This is a genomic window from Xylophilus sp. PBN-3R, from assembly GCF_057747805.1.
Map to the genome: position 1 here is coordinate 970970 of NZ_CM173225.1, position 25770 is coordinate 996739.

The following is a 25770-nucleotide window of genomic DNA, read 5'->3' on the forward strand; positions in this document are numbered from 1 at the left end:
ATGCCCCTGGCCGTATCAGCCGTCGGCTCGAAGCCGTTCGACGAAGCCGCGCAGCTGGCCCAGCAGGTCGGGCTGGCGCAGCAGCCGGTCGCGGGCAGGGCCCAGCGCGGCCTGCCATTCGGCCAGGGTTTCGATGGTCGGCGCGGTCACTCCCGCCGCGATGCCGTTCCAGCCGGCATGGAAACGCCGCAAGGATTCGGGGGCCTCGATGGTGTCCAGCCAGGCGTCGAGTTTGTCGTGGTGGGCGTTGTCGTCCTGCGGGTAGATCTGCCAGGCCATCGGCCGGCCGGCCCACAGGGCTCGTACGAAGGAATCTTCGCCACGGACCAGGTTCAGGTCGCAGGCCCATAGCAGTTCGTCGAATTGCAGTTGCGTCAGCGCACGCAGGTAATGGATACGCAGGCGGCCCCGGCTGCCGTTCGGCAGGGCCTGGTGAACCGCCTGGGTGGCCCGGCCGGGGGTGACCAGCAACAGGACGGGCAGGTTGCCGTCGGCCCAGGTGTCCAGCAGTCCGGGAAGCGCCGCCGGCTCGTAGCAGAAAAGCGAGACCAGTCTTTCGCGTTGCCAGGCGATGCCTTGCGACCGCAGCCATCCGTCGCGGTCGAAAAGCGACAAGCGCTGCAGCAAGTCGGGTTCGCGCAGCAGGCCGCCGGTAGCGTCGGTGAATCCGGGGTAGAAGAAATGTTTGGTCAGCCCGGCGCCCGGTCCGTGAAACATCGGAGAGGGCAGCCGGTGCATGCGTTCGACGTAGGTTTCGGCCGAAAGGTACTCGAGGTTGATCCAAGGTCGCGGCCCGGGCGATGCGGCGAACCGTTCGACCAGCGCGGGTTCGGGGTCGCAGCCGAATGCCTCGACCAGCACCTCGGGCGGCGGAGCCCCGACGGCAGCGCCGACGGCATGCCGATCCGACCAGTCGATCACCTGCACGCCGGCATGGCCTTGCGGCGCCATCCACGCCAGGGCCGAGCCGTCGTCCACCCACAGCCTGGCCGCGTCGCCGCCGGCCGCCAACTGCGCCGCCAGCCGCCAGCAGACGCCAAGGTCGCCGTGGTTGTCGATGACCTTGCAGAAGATGTCCCAGCGCATGTGTGTGCCCGATGCCGATTTGCCTTACAGCCGGCGATTGTCGCGGCGCGACAATAGGCCGCATGTCAGACGTGCATTCAGAACAACTGCTTTCGGAGGTCGCGGCGCTGCCGCAATTGCCGGGGGTGTATCGATACTTCGACGCCGAGGGCGCGCTGCTGTATGTGGGCAAGGCCCGCAACCTGAAGCGCCGGGTCGCCAACTATTTCCAGAAGAGCCACGGTGCCACCCGCATCGGCCACATGATCGCCCGCATCGCGCGCATGGAAACCACGGTGGTCCGGTCGGAAGCCGAGGCGCTGCTGCTTGAAAACAACCTCATCAAGACGCTGAACCCGCGCTACAACATCGTTTTCCGGGACGACAAGAGCTATCCGTACCTGAAGATCACCGGCGTCGGCGCCGGCCATTCGCAGCAGTTTCCGCGCATGGCCTATTACCGCGGAGCGGTTGAAAAGCGCCACCGTTATTTCGGGCCTTTCCCCAGCGCCTGGGCCGTGAAGGAATCCATCCAGCTGATCCAGAAGGTGTTCCGCCTGCGGACCTGCGAGGACACCGTGTTCAACAACCGTACCCGGCCCTGCCTGCTGTACCAGATCAAGCGTTGCTCGGGGCCCTGCGTGGACCTGGTCTCGCCCGAGGCCTACGGCGTGGACGTGGCGCATGCCGAACGGTTCCTGCTGGGCGAGACCCATGAAGTGGTCGAGACGCTGAACCAGCGCATGCTGGCCCACGCCGAGCGGCTGGAGTTCGAACAGGCCGCCGAATTGCGCAACCAGGTATCGGCGCTGTCGAAGGTGCTGCACCAGCAGACCATCGAGACCGCTTCCGACAAGGACGTCGACATCCTGGCGGTGAAGGTGCAGGGCGGCCGCGCCTGTGTCAACCTGGCGATGGTGCGGGGCGGCCGGCACCTGGGCGACCGGGCCTATTTCCCGGTGCATGTGGAAGACGCTGCCGCCATCGAATCGGCGGCGCTGGATGAGCTCGAGGGTGAGAAGGCGGTGTCGACCGCTTCCATCGAACAACAGGTGCTGGACGCCTTCCTGGCCCAGCACTACACCGGCGCGGCCGTACCGCCGGCGCTGGTGACCGGCGTGGCGGCTTCGGCCGACCTGGTCGAGGCGCTGTCCGAGACGGCGGGTTTCCGCATTTCGGCGGTGCACAACCCGCGCGGCCAGCGCCGCATCTGGATGGAAATGGCGCAGAAGGGCGCCGACCTGCAGCTCGCGCGCCTGCTGGCCGAAGAAGGCTCGCAACAGGCCCGCACCCGCGCGCTGAGCGATGCCCTGGACCTGGCGCCAGACGACCTGGACAAGTTGCGCATCGAGTGTTTCGACATCTCGCATACCGCCGGCGAGGCCACCCAGGCCTCGTGTGTCGTGTTCCAGCACCACAAGATGCAGAACGCCGAATACCGCCGCTACAACATCGAGGGAATCATCGGCGGGGACGATTACGCCGCCATGCGCCAGGTGCTGACCCGGCGCTACGGCAAGCTGGCCGAGGCGGCGCGGATGTCGGCCGACCCCGACCAGCCGAAGGTCGGCACGGCGCGCATGCCCGACCTGGTGCTGGTCGACGGCGGCAAGGGCCAGGTGTCGATGGCACGGGGCGTGTTCGAGGAACTAGGGCTCGACCTGGCGCTGATCGTCGGTGTCGAGAAGGGCGAGGGCCGCAAGGTCGGGCTGGAAGAACTGGTGTTCGCCGACGGCCGCGAAAAGGTCTGGCTGGGACGCGATTCGGCGGCGTTGATGCTGGTCGCGCAGATCCGCGACGAGGCCCACCGTTTCGCCATTACCGGCATGCGGGCCAAACGCGCCAAGGTACGCACCGGAGGCAGCCGGCTGGAAGACATCGCCGGCATCGGGCCCAAGAAACGGGCGCGGCTGCTGCAGCACTTCGGCGGCGTGCGCGGCGTGGCCGCCGCGGGTGTCGAGGACATCATGCGGGTCGAGGGCATTTCGAAAGAGCTGGCGGAAGAGATCTACCGGGCACTGCATTGACGGGAAGCCCGGTTCCGCGAGCCATAATGCCCCGATGTTCTGGACCCTGCCGACCATCTTGACCTGGACGCGGATCGTTGCGATTCCGCTGATCGCCGGCGTCTTCTACCTGCCTCTCACACCGGCTGCCTGCAACCTCATCGCCACGGTGATGTTCATTGTCTTCGCGCTCACCGACTGGCTCGACGGCTGGCTGGCACGAAAGCTGGGACAGACCTCTTCCTTCGGCGCTTTTCTGGACCCCGTCGCGGACAAGTTCCTGGTGTGCGCATCCCTGCTGGTGCTGGTGCACTTGGGGCGCGCCGATGTCTTCGTGGCGCTGATCATCATCGGCCGCGAGATCGCCATTTCCGCCCTGCGCGAGTGGATGGCGCAGATCGGCGCATCGCGCAGCGTGGCGGTCCACATGCTGGGCAAGGTGAAGACCACGGTGCAGATGGTGGCCATTCCATTCCTGCTCTACCAGGCGACCATCTTCGGCGTGGTCGACACCGGCCTCTGGGGCCGCGTCCTGATCTGGGCCGCCGCGGTCCTGACGGTCTGGTCGATGGTCTATTACCTGCAAAAAGCGCTCCCCGAGATCCGCGCCCGGGTGAAGTAACCGGACGCTGTTTCGAATGCGACTAGAATCTCGCCCTTTCGCGGTGGTTCCATCCGCCGGGCGCGAGTCGCTTTCGAGGTTCTGCAGCTGGTTCTCCGGCCATCGCCGGTCATCACCGGTCACCTGGCACCTCTTGTTGACACCCCCGGTGTCACTGGTTTTAATCAGTGTCCCGGCCTGCCTGCCGCCCCTTTGGGGCCGCCTGGTCTTCCACTTGTGGACCGACCCCGGCAGCGACCCGCGAACCATCCGCGAACCACCGCACACGTCTACCCCCGCAATTTAAGAGGCTATTTGTGAACAAGACCGAATTGATCGAGCACATCGCCAAGAACGCCGACATTTCCAAGGCCGCTGCCACCCGCGCGCTCGAGTCCACCATCGATGCAGTCAAGCTCACCCTGAAGAAGGACGGCACGGTTTCGCTGGTCGGTTTTGGCACCTTTGCCGTCGGTACCCGGGCTGCTCGCAGCGGTCGCAATCCCCGTACGGGAGAGACCATCAAGATCGAGGCTGCTAAAGTACCGAAATTCCGTCCGGGCAAAGCCCTGAAGGACGCCCTGAATTAAGGTTTTGTTGAATGTGGGGTGCTTAGCTCAGTTGGTAGAGCGGCGCCTTTACACGGCGTAGGTCGGCGGTTCGAGACCGTCAGCACCCACCACCCACAGCACTAAAAAGGCGAACGCTCTGTTCGCCTTTTTTCTTGGCAATTTTGTTTTAGCCACGGCGCACCCTGGGTGCCCATTGAGAGCCCGCCATGTTCGAATTCATCCGCAAGCACTCCAAGATCGTGATGGTGTTGCTTTTCTTGCTGATCATTCCGTCCTTCGTGATGTTCGGTGTCGACGGTTACCGCCGCTCGATGGAAGAAGGCAAGGCCGTGGCCGTGGTGGATGGCAGCGATGTCACCCAGGCCGAATGGGACGAGGCCCACCGCATCACCGTCGAACGTGCCCGTTCGCAGTCGCCCAACATCGACGCCAAGTTCTTCGATTCGCCTGAAGCCAAGTACGCCACGCTGGAGCGCCTGGTGCGCGAACGTGTTCTGCGCGCCGCTGCGGACAAATTTCACCTGGCGCCCAGCGAATCGCGCCTGGCCAGCACCTTGCAGCAAGACCCGTCCATCGCCCAGTTGCGTGGTGCCGACGGCAAGCTCGACATCGCCCAGTACCGCCAGATCCTGGCTGCCCAGGGCATGACCCCCGAAGGCTACGAGGCCCGCCTGGCGAGCGAGATGGCCATGCGCCAGGTGCTGGAAGGCGTGTCGTCCACCAGCATCGCCACCCAGGCCCAGGCCGATGCGGTGCTGTCGTCCTTCTTCCAGCAGCGCAACATCCAGGTGGCGTTGTTCAAGGCGGCCGACTACGTTGCCAAGGCGGTGCCGACCGACGACGACCTGCAGAAGTATTACGACGCCCACCAGGCTCGTTTCCGCCGCGCCGAGCAGGCCGACGTCGAATACGTGGTGCTCGATATCGACGCCATCAAGCAAGGCATCGCACCGGCCGAGGCCGATCTGCGCGCCTTCTACGAACAGAACCAGGCCCGGCTGGTCGGCCAGGAAGAGCGCCGTGCCAGCCACATCCTCCTCACCGTGCCAAAGGATGCGCCGCAAGCCGAGCGCGACAAGATCAAGGCCCATGCAGAACAACTGCTGGCTGCCGTCCGCAAGAACCCCGGCAGCTTTGCCGACGTGGCCCGCAAGGAATCGCAAGACCCGGGCTCGGCCACGCAAGGCGGCGACCTGAACTTCTTTGCCCGTGGCGCCATGGTGAAGCCGTTCGAGGACGCAGCCTTCTCCATGAAGAAGGGCGACATCAGCGACGTCATCACCACCGACTTCGGCTACCACATTCTCCAGCTGACCGACATCAAGTCGCAACGCCAACGCAGCTTCGAGGAAGTGCGTCCCGAACTCGAAGCCCAGTTCCGCCAGCAGGAAGCCCAGAAACGTTTTGCCGAAGTGGCCGAGACGTTTACCAACACCGTCTACGAACAGGCGGACAGCCTGAAGCCGGTGGCCGACAAACTCAAGCTGCCGCTGCGCACCGCCACCAACGTCGGCCGTGTGCCAACCGGCAGCCAAAACGGCGCGCTGGCCAACCCGCGCCTGCTGACCGCGCTTTTCGCACCGGACGCGGTCGAGAAGAAACGCAACACCGAAGCCGTCGAGACCGGCCCTAGCCAACTGGCTTCGGCCCGTATCGTCAAATACACCCCCGCCCGCACCCCGCCGTTCGCCGACGTGCGCGACGAGGTCCGTGCCCTGTGGGTTTCCGAGAAATCCATCGCTCTTGCCAAGCAGGACGGCGAAGCCAAGCTGGCCGCCTGGAAAGCCGCACCGGCCAGCGCAGCGCTGGCTGCTGCCGTCAATGTGTCGCGGACCGAAGGCGCGCAGCAGGCACCAGCCGTAGTGGCCGCCGCCATGCGTGCGCCGTCGGCCAGCCTGCCTGCGTGGGTGGGTGCCGAAACCGGCACTGGCGCCTACGCCGTCATCCGCGTGAACAAGATCGAGGCACGTGTGGCGACACCGGCCAACGATCCGGTGGTCGAGCGGGCACAGGTAGCGCAGGCCTGGGGTTCGGCTGAAAGCAACGCCTACTACGACTGGCTGCGTGCCCGCATGAAGGTGCAGATCAAGGTGCCGAAACCACTTTCGATCACGATCGGCGGCGCAGGCTGATTTTTCACCCAATTTTCGGGCTATAATTCGAGGCTTCTACGGTGGCTGTAGCTCAGTTGGTAGAGTCCAGGATTGTGATTCCTGTTGTCGTGGGTTCGAGCCCCATCAGCCACCCCAAAATCTAAAAAACCGGCCTTGAAGGGCCGGTTTTTGTTTTGGAGCCTGCGATCAGGTGGCTGGCGCCTGAGCCAATAGCCACGCGGTCTGTCACACAAGCTGTACAGGCGGTGAAGCAGGTATCCGAATGCCTTGTGCGCCGATGAAGGCGCAATAGCCTTCGGTTCCGGGCCTTCGGCTGCGCGCCCCGACCCCCGTTCCAGCCGCGAATCCCGCCTTCCGCCCTGAGACCGTCAAGAGCCTGGCTACGTTTGCCGAGGAAGAAGATGGCCTGAGCGGTTACCGGTCTGTCGGGCATGTCCACGGCACCCGGCGTGGGGCGGGTCGTTCCGCTGGCGCCGGCGCGATGGCGAGGTGCTGTGGTTGCACCTCATGCAGAAACTGCGCACCTCCGTGTCATAGTCGCTCCGGCCCGCACCGGACCGTCCGATTCGGAAAATCACTGATATGGCTTTCACCACGCTGGGCGTCAAGGTCGACGACACCTTCAAGGCGCGCCTCAGGGCGGCTGCAGACACGCTCGGGCGCACGCCGCACTGGTTCATCAAACAGGCGGTGCTGGTGATGATGGATAAGGTCGAACGCGGAACGACGCCGCGCGAAATGCTGCCGGCCGGCGAATCCGAGGCGGAAAACAATCCTGACATGGGTGCAACCCGCGTCGAAGACGGCCAGGCACCGGTGCAACCGTTCCTGGAGTTCGCTCAATCCGTCGCACCCCAGTCCATATTGCGTGCGGCCATTACCGCTGCCGGCCGGCGCCCCGAGCCGGAATGTGTCCCGATGCTGATCAGCCAGGCCCGCATGCCCGCCCCCACTGCACAAAAAGCCCAGGATTTGGCGCGCAAGCTGGTGACCGCCTTGCGCGCCAAACGGTTGGGCGGCGGTGTGGACGGCCTGCTTCAGGAGTTTTCCCTGTCGAGCCAGGAAGGCGTCGCGCTCATGTGCCTGGCCGAGGCCCTGCTGCGCATACCCGACCGCGCCACCCGCGACGTGCTCATTCGCGACAAGATCAGCCAGGGCGACTGGAAAGCCCACATCGGCCATTCGCCGTCCGTGTTCGTCAATGCCGCCACCTGGGGACTGATGCTCACCGGCCGGCTGGTTTCCACCAGCAGCGAAAAATCGCTTTCGTCCGCGCTGTCCCGCCTGATCGGCCAGGGTGGCGAGCCGCTGATCCGCAAGGGCGTGGACATGGCGATGCGCTTGATGGGCGAGCAGTTCGTCACAGGCGAGACCATCGCCGCCGCGCTCGCCAACAGCCGACGTCATGAAGCCAAGGGTTTTCGTTATTCCTACGACATGCTGGGCGAGGCTGCCACCTCGGCCGACGATGCACGCCGCTATTTCGCGCTGTACGAACAGGCCATCCATGCCATCGGCAAGTCCAGCGCCGGCCGCGGCATCTATGAAGGTCCGGGCATTTCCATCAAGCTTTCGGCCCTGCACCCGCGCTACAGCCGGGCGCAGCAGCAAAGGGTCATGGCCGAGCTGCTGCCCCGCGTGCGCGAACTGGCGCTGCTGGCTCGCCGCTACGAAATCGGCCTGAACATCGACGCGGAAGAAGCCGACCGGCTCGAGATTTCCCTCGACCTGCTCGAAGCGCTGTGTTTCGATCCGGAGCTGCAAGGCTGGAACGGCATCGGTTTTGTGGTGCAGGCCTACCAGAAGCGCTGCCCCTTCGTGATCGACTACCTGATCGACCTCGCCCAGCGCAGCCGCCATCGGCTGATGGTCCGGTTGGTGAAGGGCGCCTATTGGGACAGCGAGATCAAGCGTGCCCAGGTGGACGGTCTGGAGGGTTATCCGGTATACACCCGCAAGGTCTACACCGACGTTTCCTTCCTGGCCTGCGCCCGCCGCCTGCTGGCCGCGCCGCAGGCGGTGTACCCGCAGTTCGCCACCCACAACGCCTACACGCTGGCGGCCATCCACGAGATGGCGGGGCAGGACTTCTATCCGGGCCAGTACGAGTTCCAGTGCCTGCATGGCATGGGCGAGCCGCTGTACGAGGAAGTCACCGGCCCGCTGGCTGCCGGCAAGCTCAACCGTCCCTGCCGCATCTACGCGCCGGTCGGCACGCACGAAACGCTGCTGGCCTACCTGGTAAGGCGGCTGCTGGAGAACGGGGCCAACACCTCTTTCGTCAACCTGATCGCGGACAGCCGTGTCAGCGTCGATACGCTGGTGGCCGATCCGGTCGTCGGTGCCGAAGCCATCACCCCAGCCGGGGCGCCGCACGAACGCATCGCCTTGCCGGTGGATCTGTATCGCGATGCCGGCGGTGCGGGCCGGCCCAATTCGGCCGGCCTGGACCTGGCCAACGAACATCGCCTGGCCTCGCTGTCGGCCGCCTTGCTGGGCACGGCCGCCCGTGAAGCCCGTGCCGCTCCGCTGCTCGACGCGGCCGGCGCGGTCGACGCCCCCTGGGATGCAGGCCGCGCCGTGCCTGTACGCAATCCGGCCGACCTCCGCGATGTGGTCGGCCATGTGATCGAGGCGAACGCTGCCGAGGTCGAACAGGCCCTGCTGCAGGCAGCCGACACGGCGCCGATCTGGCAGGCCACGCCGGTGCAAGAGCGCGCCCGCTGCCTGCAGCAGGCCGCGCACGCACTCGAAGCCCAGATGCAGCCGCTGCTGGGCCTGATCGTGCGCGAGGCCGGCAAGACCCTGTCGAACGCCGTGTCCGAAGTCCGCGAGGCGGTCGATTTCCTGCGGTACTACGCCGCTCAGGCGCGCGACGAACTGGCCAACGACACCCATCGTCCGCTGGGTCCGGTAGCCTGTATCAGTCCCTGGAACTTCCCGCTGGCGATCTTCACCGGGCAGGTGGCGGCGGCGCTGGCCGCGGGCAACACCGTGCTGGCCAAACCGGCGGAACAGACGCCGCTGATCGCCGCCGTGATGGTTCGCCTGCTACACGCCGCCGGCGTTCCCGCCGGAGCGTTGCAACTGCTGCCGGGACATGGGGAAACCGTCGGCGCCGCCCTGGTGGCGGACCCCCGGGTGCGGGGCGTCGTGTTCACCGGCTCGATGGCCGTGGCGCGCGCCATCGCCCGGACGCTGGCCGAGCGGCTCGACAACAACGGCCATTCGATACCGCTGATCGCCGAGACCGGCGGGCAGAACGCCATGGTGGTCGACTCTTCCGCACTGGCCGAACAGGTGGTGGTCGATGTTCTGCAGTCCGCTTTCGACTCCGCCGGCCAGCGCTGCTCCGCACTGCGGTTGCTGTGCCTGCAGGAGGACATCGCCGACGCCACGCTGGCGATGCTCAAGGGTGCGATGCAGGAGCTTGCGGTGGGCAACCCGGACCGCCTCGGCACCGATGTCGGGCCGGTGATCGACGAAGAGGCCCGCACCGGCATCGAGCGCCACATCGCCGCGCTACGCACCGCCGGCTGCAAGGTCGAGCAGGCGACCCTGGCGGAGGACTGCCGGCAAGGCACTTTCGTGGCACCCACGCTGATCGAGCTCGACAGCGTGGGCCAGCTCGAGCGCGAGGTCTTCGGCCCGGTCCTGCATGTGGTGCGGTTCCGGCCCGGCGACCTGGACCAGCTGGTGGACGCGATCAACGCCACCGGCTACGGCCTGACCTTCGGCCTGCACACCCGTATCGACGAGACGGTGGCACGCATCGTGCGGCGCATCCGCGCGGGCAATGTCTACGTCAACCGCAACGTGGTGGGCGCTGTCGTGGGTGTGCAGCCTTTCGGCGGAGAAGGGCTGTCGGGCACCGGCCCGAAGGCCGGTGGTCCGCTCTACCTGCACCGACTGCTGGCCAGCGGCCCAGCGCCGCGGCTCGTGATGGACGAGCCCCGGACGCTCGCCGGCCCGACCGGTGAGCGCAACACCTATTGCCTCCTGCCGCGCGGCACGGTTCTGTGCGTGCCGGCTTCCCGGGCCGGCGCCGCCGCCCAGTGGGAGGCGGTGTTGGCCACCGGCAATCGTGCGCTTTGGGCCGACACGCCGGCCGCCCGCGCCCATGCGACCAGCCTCGAAGGCGCCGCGCCGGCCCGTTTCGTGGACCCCGCCGCCATGCCGGAGGCAGAGTTCGACGCCGTGCTGTTCGAGGGTGACGGCGATGCGCTGCGTGACCTCAATCGCCGTCTCGCCCTGCGGGACGGCCCCATCCTGGCGGTGCAGGGCCTGCTGCCCGACGAGATCGCCAGCGGCCGTGGCCGTTACGCGCTCGAGCGCCTGGTGCTGGAGCGGTCCGTCAGCACCAACACGGCGGCGGCGGGCGGCAACGCGTCATTGATGACCATCGGCTGAGGGAGGTACCCATGTCGGAGCGAATAAGGAAACCGGCTCGATTCGCAGCCGAAGCCGCTGCGGCGGCTGCAGCGGCTGCGGGCGCTGCGTGCGTTACGGGTAATCGCGGCGGGCGCGCCATCTGCGTGGCTGCATTCGCGGCTTGCCTCTCGGCATGCGCGATGCAGCCGGCTCCGGCTTCCGCTCCCGTCGACCCGCGCGAGATCGGCGAAATCTGGCCCGGCTACGGCGTGTTGAAAGGCTATCTTGCGCCGTCTGACCTGCCCGACAGCCTGGCTCTGCTGCCGGCACCTCCGGTGGAGGGCAGTGCGGCATTCGCCGACGACCGCGCCAGTTTCGAGGAGCTGACCGCGCTGCAGCCGACAGCGCGCGGCGGGATCGCCATCCGCGATGCGGCCCAGGCGTTTCCGGCTGGCCCGAACGCTTTCTCCTGCGCGCTGGGCATCGATATTTCAATGCGCGGCACACCCAACCTGGCGATGCTCATGCGCCGCACCCAGGGCGATGCCAGCCTGGCCCCCTATGCCGCCAAGGACCATTACAAACGCATGCGGCCATTCGCTTTCATGCACGCACCGAGCTGCGTTCCGGCCGAGGAAGCAGCGCTGGCGGCCGATGGCTCCTATCCCTCGGGCCATGCGTCCGTCGGCTGGGCCTGGGCGCTGGTGCTCGCCGAAATCGCACCCGAACGTGCCGACGCCATCCTGCAGCGTGGCCGCTCCTTCTCGCAGAGCCGCGCCATCTGCGGTGTGCACTGGAAGAGCGACATCGAAGCCGGCCGTCTGGTCGGCGCCGCCACCGTCGCAAGGCTGCACGCCGAGCCGATGTTCCTGTCCCAGTTGCAGGCCGCGCGCTCGGAGGTGTCGGATGCCCGGGCCGAAGGTGCGTTGCCTTCGGCCGATTGCGCAGCCGACGTCCAGCCTCTTGCGACCACTCGGCAGCTGCGACCCTGACATCTCTTTCGCGCAGCCTCCAGCGTCTCAGCTGCGCGCCGGGCAATAGGCGATCACGTCGATTTCGACCTTGGCATCGATCATCAGCCGCGCCTCGGTGGTGGAACGCGCCGGTTTGCCACCGGGAAAGAACGACATGTAGATGCGGTTGAAGGCACCGAAGTCACGGGCGTCCGACAGCCAGCAGTTGGTCTTGCAGACGTCGTCGAAAGTGGCGCCGGCCAGTGCCAGGGCGGCCTTCACGTTCTCCATGACCTGTCGTGTCTGCACCTCGACGCTGCCGGAGACCAGCTCGCCGTTGGCATCCACGGGCACCTGGCCCGACACGTAGACGAAGTCACCGGCGCGAACTGCCGGCGAAAGGGGCCGCGCCTGGCGGTCGGATGCGGTGGGAGGTACGCCGAGGTATTCGATAGGCATGACTGTGGTCCTGAAAAGGGGTGATCTGAAAGTATATTTCAGAGAAATGCGTAAATCCGGGAAATCACGGGCCTGAAGATTGCATTGCTTCGGCGATATTCGTCAAAAGTGAAAATTAATTTCACCCATCTGGTGCAACCCGTTGCTGGAGATCCCCATGCTGAAACCCGCTTTCTTCCATCGCCGTACTTTGGTGCACGGTGTCTTTGCCCTGGGCGCGGGCGTTGCGCTGCTGTCCGGCGCCGCCCGGGCGCAGGCACCGGCACCACGCAACTACGCCACGCTGGCGATGGTGGGCGAGCCGCAGACGCTGGACCCGATGGCGTCCACCGCCGACCTGGTGGGCACGATCATGCAGCACGTCTTCGAGACGCTCTACACCTTCGATTCCCGCTGGAACGTGGTGCCGATGCTGGCTGAATCGCAGCCCAGGGTGTCGGCCGACGCACGCACCTACGACATCACCCTGCGCAGGGGCATCCACCTTCACAACGGCCGCGACCTGACACCCGACGACGTGGTGGCCAGCCTGAAGCGCTGGATGGAACAGTCGCCGCGCGGCAAGGCGACCGGTGAACAGATCGAACGCATCGGCACCAAGGGCGCGCTGGGCATCGAGATCGTGTTGAAGCAGCCCTACGCACCGCTGCTGGCGCAGCTGGCGTTGCCCAGCGGCATGGCGGCGATCATGGCCAGGGAGTCGATCGCCTCGCCGCTGGCCAGCTTTGTCGGCACCGGTCCTTATCGCTTCAAGGAGCGCAAGCCCGATGCCTACGTGCTGCTGACCCGCTTCGACAAGTACAGCCCGCGCACCGACGCCGCCAACGGTTACGGCGGCAAACGCGAGGCCTTGATCGAGGAACTGCGTTTCGTGCCGGTGCCCAACACCAGCACCCGCGTCGAGGGCGCGCTGGCCGGCCAGTACGACTTCGCCGACCTGCTGCCGGTCGAGGCCTATTCGCGGCTCGAGAAGAGCGGCGGCAAGACGGTGCCGTCGCTGACGCCTTCGTTCGGTTTCCCCTACCTGGTGCTCAACACCAAGGAGGGCGTGGCGGCCAACCCGGCGGTGCGCCAGGCAATGCAGATGGCCATCGGCGAAGGCGAGATGCTGGCGGCCGGTTTCGGCGACACCCGCTTCTTCGTGGCCGAAGGCAACCACTTTCCGAAGGGCTCGCCTTTCTATTCGACCGCCGGTACCGAGCGCTACAACCAGCGTGATGCCAAGGCCGCCAGGGCTGCCGCCGAAAAGGCCGGCTACAAGGGCGAACCGGTCCGCGTGATGGCCAGCCGGCAATACGACTTCCACTACAACATGGCGCTGCTGCTGGCCGAGCAGCTCAAGCGCGCGGGTTTCAAGGTCGAACTGAACGTGGTCGACTGGGCCACGCTGGTGCAGCGCCGCAACGATGCCCGCCTGTGGGACATCTACGTGACCCACAGCGGCCAGTTCCCCGAGCCGATGCTGTCGCCGCCGCAACTGGGCGACGGCGCGCCGGGCTGGTGGTCCACGCCCGCCAAGCAGGCCGCGCTGGCGGCCTTCAACCGCGAGGCCGATCCGGCAAAACGCGGTGCGCTGTGGGGCAAGGTGCAGCAGGTGGTCTACGAGGAAGTGCCCTACATCAATGTCGGCAAGTTCAACGGGCTGTCGGCCGCCAGCCCCGCACTGGTGAACTACAAGCCGTCGACCTGGCCGTTCTTCTGGAACGCTCGTATCCAGTGAAGCTGCGACCATGTTGAAGTTTCTGTTGTCGAAGCTGGCCGGCATGGTGCTGGTGCTGGCCCTGGTGGCGGTGATCGTGTTCGCGTTGACGCGGGCGGCGTCGGGCGACCCGGTGTCGGTGCTGCTGGGCGACCAGGCCACTTCCGCCGACGTGGAGCGGGTGAAGAAGGAATACGGCCTGGACAAGCCCCTGCCGGTTCAGTTCGGCTACTGGCTGCGCCAGGTGGCGCACGGCAACCTGGGCGATTCCATCTTCCTGCAGCGCCCGGTGACCCAGGCGCTGGCCGAGCGGGCCGAACCCACCGCCTTGCTGGCGCTGATGGCGGTGGCCATCGCGGCGGCCATCGGCATACCGTGCGGCATCCTTTCCGCCGTGTACCGGGGCCGGATGCTCGACCAGGTGGTGACCGGCCTGGCGATGCTGGGCGCGAGCATTCCCAGCTTCTGGCTGGGACTGGTGCTGATCCAGATGTTCGCGGTGTCGCTCGGCTGGTTCCCGGTGTCGGGCTACGGCGCACCGGATGCGACGCTGGCGCAGCGTTTGCACACGCTGGTGCTGCCGGCGGCGGTGCTGGGGCTGCTGAACTCCGCGCTCATCATCCGTTTCACCCGGGCATCCATGCTCGACATATTGGGTGAGGACTATGTGCGCACCGCCCGTTCCAAGGGCCTGCCCGAACGTGTGGTGGTGTTGAAGCACGGGCTGCGCAATGCGCTGGTGCCCATCGTGACCGTGCTGGGGCTGACGGTGGCCCTGATGATCGGCGGCGCAGTCGTCACCGAAACCGTGTTCGGCCTGCCCGGCGTCGGCAACCTGGTGGTGGGCGCGGTGCTGCGCCGCGACTATCCGGTCATCCAGGGCGCGCTGCTGGTGATCGCCGGCATCTACGTGCTCATCAATTTCGCGGTGGACCTGCTGTATGCGGTGGTCGATCCGCGCATCAAGGCCTAAGCCATGCGTTCCCTGACTTCCATGCGTTTCCTGCGACAGCTCATGCACCGCCGCATCGTGATGGCGGCGAGCCTGCTGCTGCTGCTCATCACCGTCGCGGCCCTGGCCGCGCCGTGGCTGAGCGGCTTCGACCCCAACGACACGGCGGTGCTGGAGCGCCTGCGGAGCCCCGGCGGCGAACACCTGCTGGGCACCGACGAACTGGGCCGCGACCTGTTCGCCCGCATCATGTTCGGCGCCCGCTATTCATTGGCCATCGCCGCGCTGACCGCGTCTGGCGCGGTGGTGCTGGGTACGCTGATCGGCCTGTTCGCGGGTTTCTTCCGGCGGCTCGACACACCGCTGATGCGCATCGTCGACGCCATGATGTCCTTCCCCGACATCCTGCTGGCCATCGCGCTGGTGGCCATCCTCGGGCCGACGCTGTTCAACGTGGTGCTGGCGCTGGTACTGGTCTACACGCCGCGGGTGGCGCGAGTGGTGCGGGCGCAGACGCTGGTGGTGCGCGAGCTGCTTTTCGTGGAGGCGGTCAGGGCGCTGGGCGTGCGTACCTCGCGCATCCTGTGGCGGCACATATTGCCCAACCTCATGTCGCCGATCCTGGTGCAGCTGTCCTTCATCTTCGCCTACGCCATCCTGGCCGAGGCGTCGCTCTCGTTCCTGGGAGTGGGCGTGCCGCCGGAGGTGCCGACCTGGGGAACCATGGTCGCCGGTAGCCAGCAATATGCCCACCAGGCATTCTGGGTGGTGCTGTTCCCGGGCCTGGCCATCATCCTTACCGCACTGTCGCTGCAACTGCTGGGCGACGGCGTGCGCGACCTGCTCGATCCCAAGCTGCAGAAGGCGGGCTGAACCATGGCACCACGCCTTGTCGTAGAGAACCTTTCCACCTCGTTTCCCACCCCGGCCGGCCTGGTGCGGTCGGTGGCCGATGTCAGTTTTGCGATCCAGCCCGGCAAGACCACCGCGCTGGTGGGCGAGTCCGGCTCGGGCAAGTCGGTCACCAGCCTGACGCTGATGCGGCTGTTGCCGAAGACGGCCCAGGCCAGGGTCAGCGGGCGGGCGCTTTTCACCACCCGCGAGGGCCGTACGGTCGACCTGCTGGCTTTGCCGGAACCGCAGATGCGCGATCTGCGCGGCAACCAGTTGTCGATGATTTTCCAGGAGCCGATGACCAGCCTGAACCCGGTGTTCACCATCGGCGAGCAGATCGCCGAAGGTGTTCGGCAGCACAAGGGGCTGGGCCGCGCCGCTGCCCTGGCCGAGGCGCGCCGCATGCTCGACCTGGTGGAGATTCCGGCCGCCGGCCAGCGCCTGCACGAATATCCGCACCAGCTTTCCGGCGGCATGCGGCAGCGGGTGATGATCGCCCTGGCCATGGCCTGCGACCCCACGCTGCTGATCGCAGACGAGCCCACCACCGCGCTGGACGTGACCATCCAGGCGCAAATCCTGGCGCTGATGCGCCGCCTGCAGGCCGAGACCGGCATGAGCATCCTGTTCATCACCCACAACCTGGGGGTGGTCGCCCACCATGCGGATGACGTCGTGGTGCTGTATGCCGGACGGGTGGTCGAGACGGCGCCGGTGCTGCCGCTGTTCGGCCAGCCGGCGCATCCTTACACCCGGGGTTTGCTGCAGTGCCTGCCGGCACGGGCGCGCCAGCCGGGCCAGCCCCGGCCCGGACGCCTGTTTGCCATTCGCGGCCAGGTGTCCAGCCCGCTGTCGCCGCCGCCGGGTTGTGCGTTCGAGCCACGCTGCGACCTGGCCGAAGACGCCTGCCGCGCCGCAATGCCTCCCCTGATCGAAACCGGGCCGGGCCTGCAGGCGCGCTGCATCAGGGTGCCGGGCGTGACGACCGCAAACGTCGAGGAGGCGGCATGAACACCCCGCTGATCGAAGTGCGAAACCTCAAGAAATATTTCGGCAGGAGCGACCGGCCGGTGCGCGCGGTGGACGACGTTTCGTTTGCCATCCAGCCCGGCGAAATGCTCGGCCTGGTCGGCGAGTCGGGCTCGGGCAAGAGCACCATCGGCCGCACGCTGCTGCGGCTGATCGAACGCAGCGACGGCCAGGTGCTGTACCGCGGCGAGGACATCGGCGCGCTGTCGGACGAAAAGATGCGCAAGCTGCGCAGCAAGCTCCAGATCATTTTCCAGGACCCCTATGCAAGCCTGAACCCGAAGATGCGGATTTCGGCCATCCTGGGCGAGGCGCTGTCGACCCACGGGCTGCACAAGGGCCGTGGCGAACGCGCCCGGCGCATCGCCGAACTGCTGGAGCTGGTGGGCCTGCGCGCCGAACACGCCGACCGGTTCCCGCACGAATTCTCGGGCGGCCAGCGGCAGCGCATCGGCGTGGCGCGGGCGCTGGCGGTCGAGCCGGAATTCATCGTGGCCGACGAACCGCTGTCGGCCCTCGACGTCTCCATCCAGTCGCAGGTGATCAACCTGCTGGCCGACCTGCGGGAACGGCTGCAGCTGACCATGCTGTTCATTTCGCACGACCTCGACGTGGTCGAATACCTGTGCGACCGGGTGGTGGTCCTGTACCTGGGGCGGGTGATGGAAGTGGCCCGCACCGACGCACTTTTCGAACGGCCGCTGCACCCCTATACGCGCGCGCTGCTGGCCGCCAGCCCGCGCCCCGACCCCACCGCCGCGTTTGCGCCGGTGCCGCTGGCGGGCGACATCCCCAGCCCCGTCTCGCCGCCATCCGGCTGCGTGTTCCGCACCCGCTGCCCGTTCGCCATCGAGGTGTGCGCGCAGCAGGTTCCGGTGCCCGAAGAAGTGCTTCCCGGCCGCTGGGCCGCCTGCCTGCGCAAGGACGTGATGCTGGAAGGCGCAAGCGCCTAACCGACCGACCGAGAAAGATAGACCGATATGACCCAAGACACCATGCTCGCCGCCGGCCTGAAGGGCTTTCCCCTGGACCACGCACCGGTCGCCCGCGACGCCGTGGCGGCCGCTGGCTGGAACGTGCTGGCCGGCGACCTGCCCATGCCGATCGCGTTGCTGAAGCGTGAGGCGCTGGAACACAACCTGGCCTGGATGCAGGACCGAGCCCGTGGCTGGAACGTCGATCTCGCGCCGCACGGCAAGACGACCATGTCGCCGCAGCTCTTCAAGCGCCAGCTGGACGCCGGCGCCTGGGGCATCAGTTTCGCCACGGTGAATCAGTTATCGGTCGGCGTGGCGGCCGGTGTGCGGCGGGCGCTCATCGCCAACCAGGTTGTCAATCCGCACGACTTCGCCGCGCTGCAGTCGTTACTGGCGGCCCACGACGGCCTGCGGGTGGTTTTCCTGGTGGATTCCCAGGCGCAGCTCGGCCTGATCGACGCCTGGTCTGCCGCCCATGCCGGGAGCCAGCCCTTCGAGGTGCTGCTGGAGATCGGCGTGGACGGCGGACGTTCCGGCTGCCGCACCCACGGCGAGGCGGTGGCGCTGGCGCGAGCGCTGAATGCCAGCCCGGCGGTGCGGCTGGCAGGCATCGAATGCTACGAAGGCCTGGGCGCCACCGGCGATTCGACGGCCGACAAGGACTTCGCAAATGCCCTGATGGACCGGGTGGCGGCAGTGGCCCGCCAAGCCGACGCAGAGGGGCTGTTCGAGGCCGACGAAGTGCTGGTGTCGGCCGGTGGCTCGGCCATCTTCGACCTGGTGGCGGTCCGGCTGAGGCCCAGCCTGACGCGGCCGACGCGCGGCATCATCCGCCCCGGTTGCTACCTGACGCACGACCACGGCTTCTACACCCGCATGCTGGCCGAGGTGGAACGCCGCTGCGGCTGCACCGACAGTCTGCGACCGGCGATGGAAGTGTGGGCCATGGTGCAGTCCCGCCCCGAGCCCGGCCTGGCCATCCTGGCAGTGGGCAAACGCGACATTTCCTTCGACCTGTCGCTGCCGATGCCCATCGCCCGGGCGGCGGCCGGAGACCAGGTCGCCGCGACGGTGCCGGCAGGCTGGAAGATCACCGCGCTGAACGACCAGCACGCGTACCTGCGCTGGGACGCGACCGAAGAAGTCGATGCACCCCGTGTCGGCGACCGGGTGGGCCTGGGCATTTCCCACCCCTGCACCACCTTCGACAAATGGCACTGGATGCCGGTGGTGGAAAACGACTATTCGGTCACGGACGCGGTGACGCTGCACTTCTGAAGCTGCCTTCGAGAACCCTGAGATCCGTGCCATGACACAAACCCTGCTTCAACGTATCGCCCAGGCCCGGGAGGGCGCACCCCGCACCCGCCGGGCGATCCTCGACGCCATTCTCGAAGACCCCGATCGTGCGCTGGCCGAGAGCTTCGAACAGCTGGCCGAACGCTCGCGAAGTTCGGTGCCCACCATCATGCGCACCTGCCGCGACCTGGGCCTCGTGGGACTTCGCGAATTCAAGCTGGCACTGGCACAGGAACTCGCAGTGGGCGGCTCGCCGCTGCACCGACGGGTGGACATCGCCGACGCAGCCGAGGACGTGGTCGCCAAGATATCCCGCAGCGCGGCCGCCTCGGTCGCCGGCGTGCGCAGCCAGCTCGACCTGAAAATGCTCGCGGAGGTGGTGGACGCCATCGCTACGGCGTCGCACATCGACATCTACGGCGCCGGCAACACCTCCTGGTTCATGGCGACCGATCTGCAGGCGCGGCTGTTCCGGCTGGGCCTTTCGACCACCGCCTGGGCCGACTACCACCTGCAGCAGGTGGCCGCGGGCGCGCAGCGGGCCGGCGGCGTGGTGATCGCCATCACCCATGTCGGCGGCATGCCCTCGTTGCTGGACGCGGTGGAAATCGCGCGTGCGCAGGGTGCGAAGGTGATCGCCATCACCCGTCCGGACACCCCGCTGGCCGAACGCGCCGACTGGGTGCTCGGCTTGCGGGTGCCGGACGATGCGGTGATGCACGTCGGCATCGATGCCTACCTGGCGCACCTGACGCTGATCGAGATTCTTACCGTGCTGGTGGCCCAGCGGGTCGGCGAACCGGCGGTGCGGCGGCTGCGCGGCGTCCGGCAGGCGCTGCAGAAACACGGCATCGACACCGTGACGCACCCGCTGCAAAGCTGGGACGGCGGAGGAGTCGCCCATGGCTGACAAGGCGATATTGTTCGAGCGCGGGCTGGTGGTGGACGGCTCCGGCGGGCCTTCTTGGCCGGGCGACGTGCTGGTCGTCGGCGAGCGCATCGTGGCACTGGGCGAAGGCCTGCGTGCACGCCTGGCTGCACACCTGCCTGACGGCGCGGTCGTGGGGGATGTGGAAGTCGTCGAATGCCAGGGCCAGGTCATCGCCCCGGGTTTCATCGACTGCCACACCCACGACGACGCCATCGTGCTGCGGGACCCGGCTTATCTTGCCAAGCTGTCGCAGGGCATCACCACCCTGGTCACCGGCAACTGCGGCATTTCGCTGGCGCCGTACCGCACCGACACCGCCCGGCCGCCACTCAGCCTGCTGGGGGCCGATTCTTTCCGTTACCCCAGCATGGCCGCGTATCGCGAAGCCGTGACGGCCGCACGGCCGGCGCTCAACGTGGCGGCGCTCGTCGGCCACACCACGCTGCGTTTCGCGGTGATGGCCGACCTGACGCGCCCCGCGACCGCCGCCGAAAACGAACACATGGCCGCGCTGCTGGACGAATGCATGTCGGCCGGCGCGCACGGCATGTCGTCCGGTCTTTTCTATGCAGAAGCATTTGCCGCGCCGGCAGAGGAAGTGACCGCCCTGGCTCGGGTGGTGGCGCGACACGGCGGCGTCTATGCCACGCACCTGCGCAGCGAGATGCAGACCATCCTGGAGGCGATGCACGAAGCCGCCGACACCGCGTTCGACGCCGGCCTGCCGCTGGTGCTGTCGCACCACAAGTGCGCCGGACCCGCGCAATGGGGCCGCACCCGCGAAACCCTGCCTCTGATCGACGCACTGGCCGGGCGCCAGGCCATTGCACTCGACGTCTACCCCTACGTGGCCGGTTCGACGGTTCTGCGCGAAGACCTGGTGGACGGTGTCATCGACGTGATGCTGACCTGGAGCGATCCCTATCCTTCGTTCACCGGCAGGCTCCTGTCGGACATCGCGGCCGAATGGGGCGTGGACCAGAAGCAGGCCTGCCTGCGGCTGATGCCGGGCGGGGCCTGTTATTTCCAGATGCACGAGGAAGACGTGGAGCGTGTGATTTCGCATCCGCGCAGCATGATCGGCTCGGACGGCCTGCCACACGACCGCCATCCGCATCCCCGGCTGTGGGGTGCCTTCCCCCGCGTGCTGGCACGCTACTGGCGCGAGCGAGGCCTGCTGACGCTGGAGCAGGCGGTGCACAAGATGACCGGCCTGACCGCCCGCAACTTCCGCATCGTCGATCGCGGTCTGCTCCGGGTCGGATCGTTCGCGGACATCGTGGTGTTCGACCCGAAACGCATTGCCGATACCGCCACCTACGACGTGCCGGTGAGCCCGAGCGTCGGTGTCGGCCGGGTCTACGTCAACGGGATCTGCAGTTTTACCGAGCGTGGAGCCCGGCCTGAGAGAGCCGGGAAGATGTTGCGTCGCCTTGAATCGAATGCTGCGCCGATGTCCTGAGTTTCATTTCGATGTGCGGCTACCTGACGGGACCCTGATCCGCATCGCATCCCGTGCGATGATTACGATTTTTACACGCGCGAAACAATGTGTCGTTCCAGGAGTCCTTTCATTGTCATGGCCGCCCGCAAGACATCGAGATCCGCCAGCTGACGACGCTGAAAGAGGTTCTGCTTCTGGAGGACGCCTGGCGAGGCCTGGAGGACGAAGTCGGCGACGGACTTCTGCCTTTTCAGACATTTGCGTGGAATCTTGCCTGGTGGACCGTTTTTGCCAGTCGGAAGTGGGTCAGACGAGACGTCTTGCGTGTCCTGGCATTTTTCGATGCCGGCCGGCTGGTCGCGGTATTTCCCTTGTTCGAAACGCATGTCGGACTGAAAAAATACCTGACTCTGCGTTATCTCCGGCCGTTTGGCGCGGACCGGAATCTGTCCGAAATTCGCACGCCATTGGCTTTGCCCGAGTATGTTCCGCTGGTACTCGACAGCGTGCTGCGTTTTCTGGCGAATCGGGAAAACGCGCCCACGATGGTGCAACTGATCGGGCCGGCTGCTCAGGTTGAGGCTGTCAGCGCAAAACACGGGCACCTCAAGGCGATTCGAAGCCGGCAGATTTCCAATTACGTGCTGCCGCTGCGAGGCGACTGGGACCTGTTCCGCAGTGGCCTCAAACGCAATATCAAGGAATCGCTGAGGCATTGCTACAACTCGCTCGCGCGGCTCGACTTGCAGCATGAGCTGGTCGTCTTCGATCAGGTGGAGGACATCAGGAATATTCTTCCGGAGTTTTATCGCCTGCATTCGCTGCGCGCCGCTGGCATGCAATCCTCGGTAACGCACCCCGATTATTTCGCCTCGCCAGCGCATCGGCGGTTTATCGGAGCCGCGATAGAGGGAATGGGCGTCGGCGGCAAGCGTTGTCCGCATTTGTTCTGCCTGCGCGTCGATGGCCGGTTCGTCGCCATGCGGCTGGGTTTTTACTGCGGCACGGACATGTATCTGTATTACTCGGGATACGACCCCGATTACGCCCGCCTCAGCGTCATGACGACCTTGCTGGCCGAGACATTCAAATGGTGCATTGCCAACGGCGTGGTCAATGCCAACCTGTCCATCGGCACCGACGTGTCGAAAACCCGCTGGGGTCCGTTTTCAGTGACCTACCAGGACAGCCACTTCGCACGCGCATCGCGTCGCGGCCGTCTGGTCGAGTGGGCGGTCAAGACGCGGAAGCGATATGCGGGCTGAAGGGCTGTTTCAGGCCGCCGGCCGACTGGCGAAAGGTGGCAACTGAAGCGGTCCTGGGGCGTCACGTGTTCGCTGCCGCGCCTTGGAGGGCGCGAGGCCGGTTCGGCGTTGTCTCCAGCGCTTCCAGCGTCTCCTGGTTGGTCTCCACGCCCAGCAGCAGCATGGCGGCGACGAGCACCAGCAGCACGCCGATCACCATGCCCAGCACGCCGGTCACGCCGAAAAGGCCGTGCAGCACCACCACCAGGTAAGGCGTGGCCATGGCCGAGGCCCGGCCGCACATGCTGGCGAAGCCGGTGGCGCGCAGGCGCAGGCGGGTCGGGAACATCTCGGGAATGTAGCCGTACAGGCCCAGGGTCACGATGGTGTACAGGCTCGTCACCAGGGCGAAACCGGTGATGGTGATGCCGGTGGCGGTCGACATCTGGGTGTAGACCATGCCCAGCAGGGCCGAGAGCACGGCGAAGCCGATGATGCCGCGACGCCGGCCGACGCGGTCGCCCAGCAGGTAACCCAGCAGCGCGCCTGCCGGGCCGCCGATGGCCATCAAGGTGGTGAAGCCGAGCGACTTCACCACGGTCAGGCCCTGCGCCACGAAGAAGGTCGGCAGCCACGCCACAAAACCGTAGATGGAGATGTTGATGGCCATGCAGATGAGGGAAGCCACCACGATGCGGCCGCGTGTTCCGGCGACGAACAGCGCCGAAAGCGGCACCGCGTCAACGGCCGCCGGCAGGGCCGGACCGGGCGGCGGCAAGGGGAGGCCGCCCCGGCCGGCCTGCACTTCGGCCTCGATCCCGGCCAGTGTCTGTTTTGCCTCTTCGGTCTTGCCGACCGCTTCCAGCCAGCGCGGCGACTCGGGCATTCGTTTGCGCATGGCCCAGATCAGCAGTGCGCCCAGGCCGGCGATGGCGAACATCCACCGCCATCCCAGGTTCGGGATCACGAAATAACCGACGCCGGTCGCCAGCAGCAGACCCGAGTTGATGATCATGCCCAGCAGCGAAATCCAGCGGCCCCGGTAAGCCGGCGGGATGAACTCGCACAACGTGCCTGCGGCCACCACCAGCTCGGCGCCCAGGCCGATGCCCATCAAGAAACGCAAGAACACCAGGCTGGCCATGTTGGGCGCAAACACCGCCAGCAGTGAAGCCGCACCGAACAACGCCAGGTTGGTCTGGTAGGAGACCCGCCGGCCGTAGCGGTCGCCGACCCAGCCGGCCAGGCCGGCGCCGATCAGCATGCCCAGGAAGCCTGCCGAGATGAAGAGGGCGTTGGTCTCCAGCGTGGAGAAGCCCTCGGCCAGGGTCGCGGCCAGCACTCCGCCGGCCAGGTAGACGTCGAACGCGTCCAGCAGGGCGCCGGCGCCGATCAGGCCGAGGATTTTCCAGTGGAATCTGCCGATAGGCAGGCGGTCCAGGCGGGGGCCCGCGTTGGCGGATGGGGTTGTCATGATTTTTGTCTCCTTGTGATCGGTCTGGTCGTCGTGGCGCGCCTAAGCGGCTCTTCTCAGGTGCCAGGCGGTCCGTTGCTGATAGGCGTGGCCGAGCTGGAAAAGCGCTGCCTCGCCGCAGGGCCGGCCGACCAGCTGCAGGCCATTCGGCAAGCCGTTTCCGGTGACACCCACCGGCACGGCCAGGGCCGGCAGGCCCAGGTAATTGATGGCGCGTGTCCAGTACGAAAAATTGCCGAACCGCGCTTCCACTTCCGCCTCGCTGCCGAGCGTGGTTTCCGCGATGCCGGGCACCGCGTAGGGCAGCACCGGCAACACCAGCGCGGCGGTATCGCCCGGCAGGCAGGCGTCCAGGAACTGGCGCAGCAGAACCGGCCGCAGGCGCAGCGCATCGACATAACGCACCGCCGGGTACAGCAGGCCGCGCTCGATGCGTCTTCGTACCTGGTCGCCGTAGTCCTGGGGACGAGAGGCCAGCCAGTGCCGGTGCACCGACGCGGCCTCGGCGCCCAGCACCAGGGAACACAGGGCGCCGAGTTCGGCCAGGTCGGGCAGCGGCACGCGCCGCACCGTCACCCCGGCGGCGCGCAGCACTTCGACCGCCTCGGCCAGTTGCGCACGCACCTCGTCGCTGGCCGGCGCGTTGTCCGGCAACTCGGGCACGGCGATGGCGGTTCCGGCCGCCAGCGGCGCATCGAGACCGGCCTCGAAATCTTCGGGTGGCAGTGCCAGGCAGGACGGGTCCAGCGGGTCGGCGCCCGCCACCACCGACAGCAGCCGGGCGCAATCGCGGGCGCTGGGCGCCAGGAAGCCGACGCAGTCCAGGCTGGGCGACAAGGGCATCACGCCGTGTACCGACACCCGGTGCTGCGTCGGCTTGATGCCGGTGACGCCGCAGATGGCGGCCGGCAGGCGCACCGAGCCGCCGGTGTCCGAGCCGAGCGCCGCGCACACCAATCCCGCCGCGACCGCCACGCCGCTGCCGCTGGACGAGCCGCCGCTGACGTGCGCCGCCGACCAGGGGTTTCGGCCGTGGCCCAGTTGCGCGTTGAAGCCGGTCGGGCTCATGGCGAACTCGGCCATGTGCAGTGCACCGATGTCGACCGCGCCGGCCGCATCCAGCCGTGCCAGCACGGTGGCGGTGGTGTCGGGCCGAAAGCCTTTCAGGATCCGGCTGCCGCATTCGCTGAGTTCGCCCTGGCGGTGGAACATGTCCTTGTGGGCTATCGGTATGCCGCGCAGCGCGGTGCCGGTCGTAGTTTGTGCTTCGGCGGCCTGGGCCAGTGCACGGTCGCGGCGCAGGCGCACGAAGGCGGTGCCCTCGAACTGCTCGGCGGCATCCAGGCACGACCCGGCCACGGCGGTGGGAGACAGGTCGCCGTCGGCGATCTTCCGCGCCGTGTCGGCAAGGGTGGTGGCGATCACGTTCATGGCGTGGATCCGGTGTGCGCGGCACCCTGTAGCACGGCACCGATGGGAAGCAGCGGCGTATTCCACTGCAAGGCGCGCGCGGCACTGGCATCGGCGGCGGCGAGGACGCGGGCGGCGCCGTGCACGGCGTCCGCCCGGGCGGCCTCGCCGATGGCGGCGCCCGTGGTGCCGGCGGCGGCCGCGCACCAGACGTCGATCTCCGAGGGCGCCCGTTCGTGGGGCACTTCGAGTTTGTTCGTTCCGTTCATGGTGACT

The 25770-nt window shown here is 67.0% G+C and carries 20 protein-coding genes and 2 tRNA genes; 17 read left to right on the top strand and 5 right to left on the bottom strand.

All coding sequences use genetic code 11. The features are described 5' to 3' along the window. Positions 1 to 15: 15 nt before the first annotated feature. Complete coding sequence (gene earP / locus AC3ANW_RS04455) at positions 16 to 1086, bottom strand: elongation factor P maturation arginine rhamnosyltransferase EarP (protein ID WP_488344000.1); 1071 nt, start codon at positions 1084 to 1086, stop codon at positions 16 to 18. A 62-nt stretch (positions 1087 to 1148) separates the two neighbouring features. Here earP and uvrC point away from each other — a divergent pair, with 62 nt between their 5' ends. The 8 genes from uvrC to AC3ANW_RS04495 all read left to right on the top strand — a co-directional run bounded on the left by uvrC (position 1149) and on the right by AC3ANW_RS04495 (position 11721). Then, on the top strand, positions 1149 to 3092 hold the full coding sequence (gene uvrC / locus AC3ANW_RS04460; RefSeq protein WP_488344001.1) for an excinuclease ABC subunit UvrC: 1944 nt from the start codon (positions 1149 to 1151) through the stop codon (positions 3090 to 3092). Between the two features lie 34 nt (positions 3093 to 3126). Beyond that, a complete protein-coding gene (gene pgsA / locus AC3ANW_RS04465; RefSeq protein WP_488344002.1) occupies positions 3127 to 3693 on the top strand; it encodes a CDP-diacylglycerol--glycerol-3-phosphate 3-phosphatidyltransferase in 567 nt (188 codons plus the stop codon). A gap of 296 nt (positions 3694 to 3989) precedes the next feature. Next, complete coding sequence (locus AC3ANW_RS04470) at positions 3990 to 4262, top strand: HU family DNA-binding protein (protein ID WP_488344003.1); 273 nt, start codon at positions 3990 to 3992, stop codon at positions 4260 to 4262. 16 nt (positions 4263 to 4278) lie between these two features. Then, positions 4279 to 4354, top strand: a tRNA-Val gene (locus AC3ANW_RS04475). 96 nt (positions 4355 to 4450) lie between these two features. Then, on the top strand, positions 4451 to 6376 hold the full coding sequence (locus tag AC3ANW_RS04480; RefSeq protein WP_488344004.1) for a SurA N-terminal domain-containing protein: 1926 nt from the start codon (positions 4451 to 4453) through the stop codon (positions 6374 to 6376). A gap of 41 nt (positions 6377 to 6417) precedes the next feature. Next, positions 6418 to 6493 (top strand) — tRNA-His (locus AC3ANW_RS04485). A gap of 447 nt (positions 6494 to 6940) precedes the next feature. Beyond that, positions 6941 to 10768, top strand: a complete 3828-nt coding sequence (gene putA, locus AC3ANW_RS04490; RefSeq protein WP_488344005.1) for a trifunctional transcriptional regulator/proline dehydrogenase/L-glutamate gamma-semialdehyde dehydrogenase — start codon at positions 6941 to 6943, stop codon at positions 10766 to 10768. A gap of 161 nt (positions 10769 to 10929) precedes the next feature. After that, complete coding sequence (locus AC3ANW_RS04495) at positions 10930 to 11721, top strand: acid phosphatase (RefSeq protein ID WP_488344006.1); 792 nt, start codon at positions 10930 to 10932, stop codon at positions 11719 to 11721. Positions 11722 to 11748: 27 nt separating this feature from the next. On the opposite strand, the gene AC3ANW_RS04500 is transcribed toward AC3ANW_RS04495, so the two are convergent. Continuing rightward, complete coding sequence (locus AC3ANW_RS04500; protein ID WP_488344007.1) at positions 11749 to 12141, bottom strand: RidA family protein; 393 nt, start codon at positions 12139 to 12141, stop codon at positions 11749 to 11751. A 157-nt stretch (positions 12142 to 12298) separates the two neighbouring features. On the opposite strand from AC3ANW_RS04500, the gene AC3ANW_RS04505 reads away from it, so the two are divergent. The 9 genes from AC3ANW_RS04505 (at position 12299) to AC3ANW_RS04545 (ending at position 22631) form a co-directional block, all read left to right on the top strand. After that, positions 12299 to 13861, top strand: a complete 1563-nt coding sequence (locus tag AC3ANW_RS04505) for an ABC transporter substrate-binding protein (protein ID WP_488344008.1) — start codon at positions 12299 to 12301, stop codon at positions 13859 to 13861. A gap of 10 nt (positions 13862 to 13871) precedes the next feature. Further along, positions 13872 to 14813: an ABC transporter permease gene (locus tag AC3ANW_RS04510; protein WP_488344009.1), complete on the top strand. Its 942-nt coding sequence runs from the start codon at positions 13872 to 13874 to the stop codon at positions 14811 to 14813. A 3-nt stretch (positions 14814 to 14816) separates the two neighbouring features. Beyond that, positions 14817 to 15665 carry an ABC transporter permease gene (locus AC3ANW_RS04515; protein ID WP_488344010.1) on the top strand — a complete coding sequence of 283 codons (849 nt, stop codon included), beginning with the start codon at positions 14817 to 14819 and terminating at the stop codon, positions 15663 to 15665. Between the two features lie 3 nt (positions 15666 to 15668). Then, a complete protein-coding gene (locus AC3ANW_RS04520; RefSeq protein WP_488344011.1) occupies positions 15669 to 16697 on the top strand; it encodes an ABC transporter ATP-binding protein in 1029 nt (342 codons plus the stop codon). After that, positions 16694 to 17668 (top strand): ABC transporter ATP-binding protein, encoded by a 975-nt coding sequence (locus AC3ANW_RS04525; protein WP_488344012.1) that lies wholly within the window; start codon positions 16694 to 16696, stop codon positions 17666 to 17668. Before AC3ANW_RS04520 ends, AC3ANW_RS04525 begins: the two co-directional genes overlap by 4 nt. A 42-nt stretch (positions 17669 to 17710) precedes the next feature. Further along, positions 17711 to 18970: an amino acid deaminase gene (locus tag AC3ANW_RS04530; protein ID WP_488345353.1), complete on the top strand. Its 1260-nt coding sequence runs from the start codon at positions 17711 to 17713 to the stop codon at positions 18968 to 18970. 31 nt (positions 18971 to 19001) lie between these two features. Further along, positions 19002 to 19901: a MurR/RpiR family transcriptional regulator gene (locus tag AC3ANW_RS04535; protein ID WP_488344013.1), complete on the top strand. Its 900-nt coding sequence runs from the start codon at positions 19002 to 19004 to the stop codon at positions 19899 to 19901. Beyond that, entirely contained in the window at positions 19894 to 21384 is a 1491-nt protein-coding gene (locus AC3ANW_RS04540; RefSeq protein ID WP_488344014.1) for an N-acyl-D-amino-acid deacylase family protein, read from the top strand. Before AC3ANW_RS04535 ends, AC3ANW_RS04540 begins: the two co-directional genes overlap by 8 nt. An 89-nt stretch (positions 21385 to 21473) precedes the next feature. Next, positions 21474 to 22631: a GNAT family N-acetyltransferase gene (locus AC3ANW_RS04545; RefSeq protein ID WP_488344015.1), complete on the top strand. Its 1158-nt coding sequence runs from the start codon at positions 21474 to 21476 to the stop codon at positions 22629 to 22631. A gap of 61 nt (positions 22632 to 22692) precedes the next feature. Here AC3ANW_RS04545 and AC3ANW_RS04550 read toward each other — a convergent pair whose 3' ends face one another. From AC3ANW_RS04550 to AC3ANW_RS04560, 3 genes are read right to left on the bottom strand one after another with little or no spacing between them, the layout of a single operon-like run. Then, entirely contained in the window at positions 22693 to 24084 is a 1392-nt protein-coding gene (locus AC3ANW_RS04550; RefSeq protein WP_488344016.1) for an MFS transporter, read from the bottom strand. Between the two features lie 42 nt (positions 24085 to 24126). Next, entirely contained in the window at positions 24127 to 25515 is a 1389-nt protein-coding gene (locus AC3ANW_RS04555; protein WP_488344017.1) for an amidase, read from the bottom strand. Next, on the bottom strand, positions 25512 to 25763 hold the full coding sequence (locus AC3ANW_RS04560) for a hypothetical protein (protein ID WP_488344018.1): 252 nt from the start codon (positions 25761 to 25763) through the stop codon (positions 25512 to 25514). Before AC3ANW_RS04560 ends, AC3ANW_RS04555 begins: the two co-directional genes overlap by 4 nt. Positions 25764 to 25770: the final 7 nt, after the last annotated feature.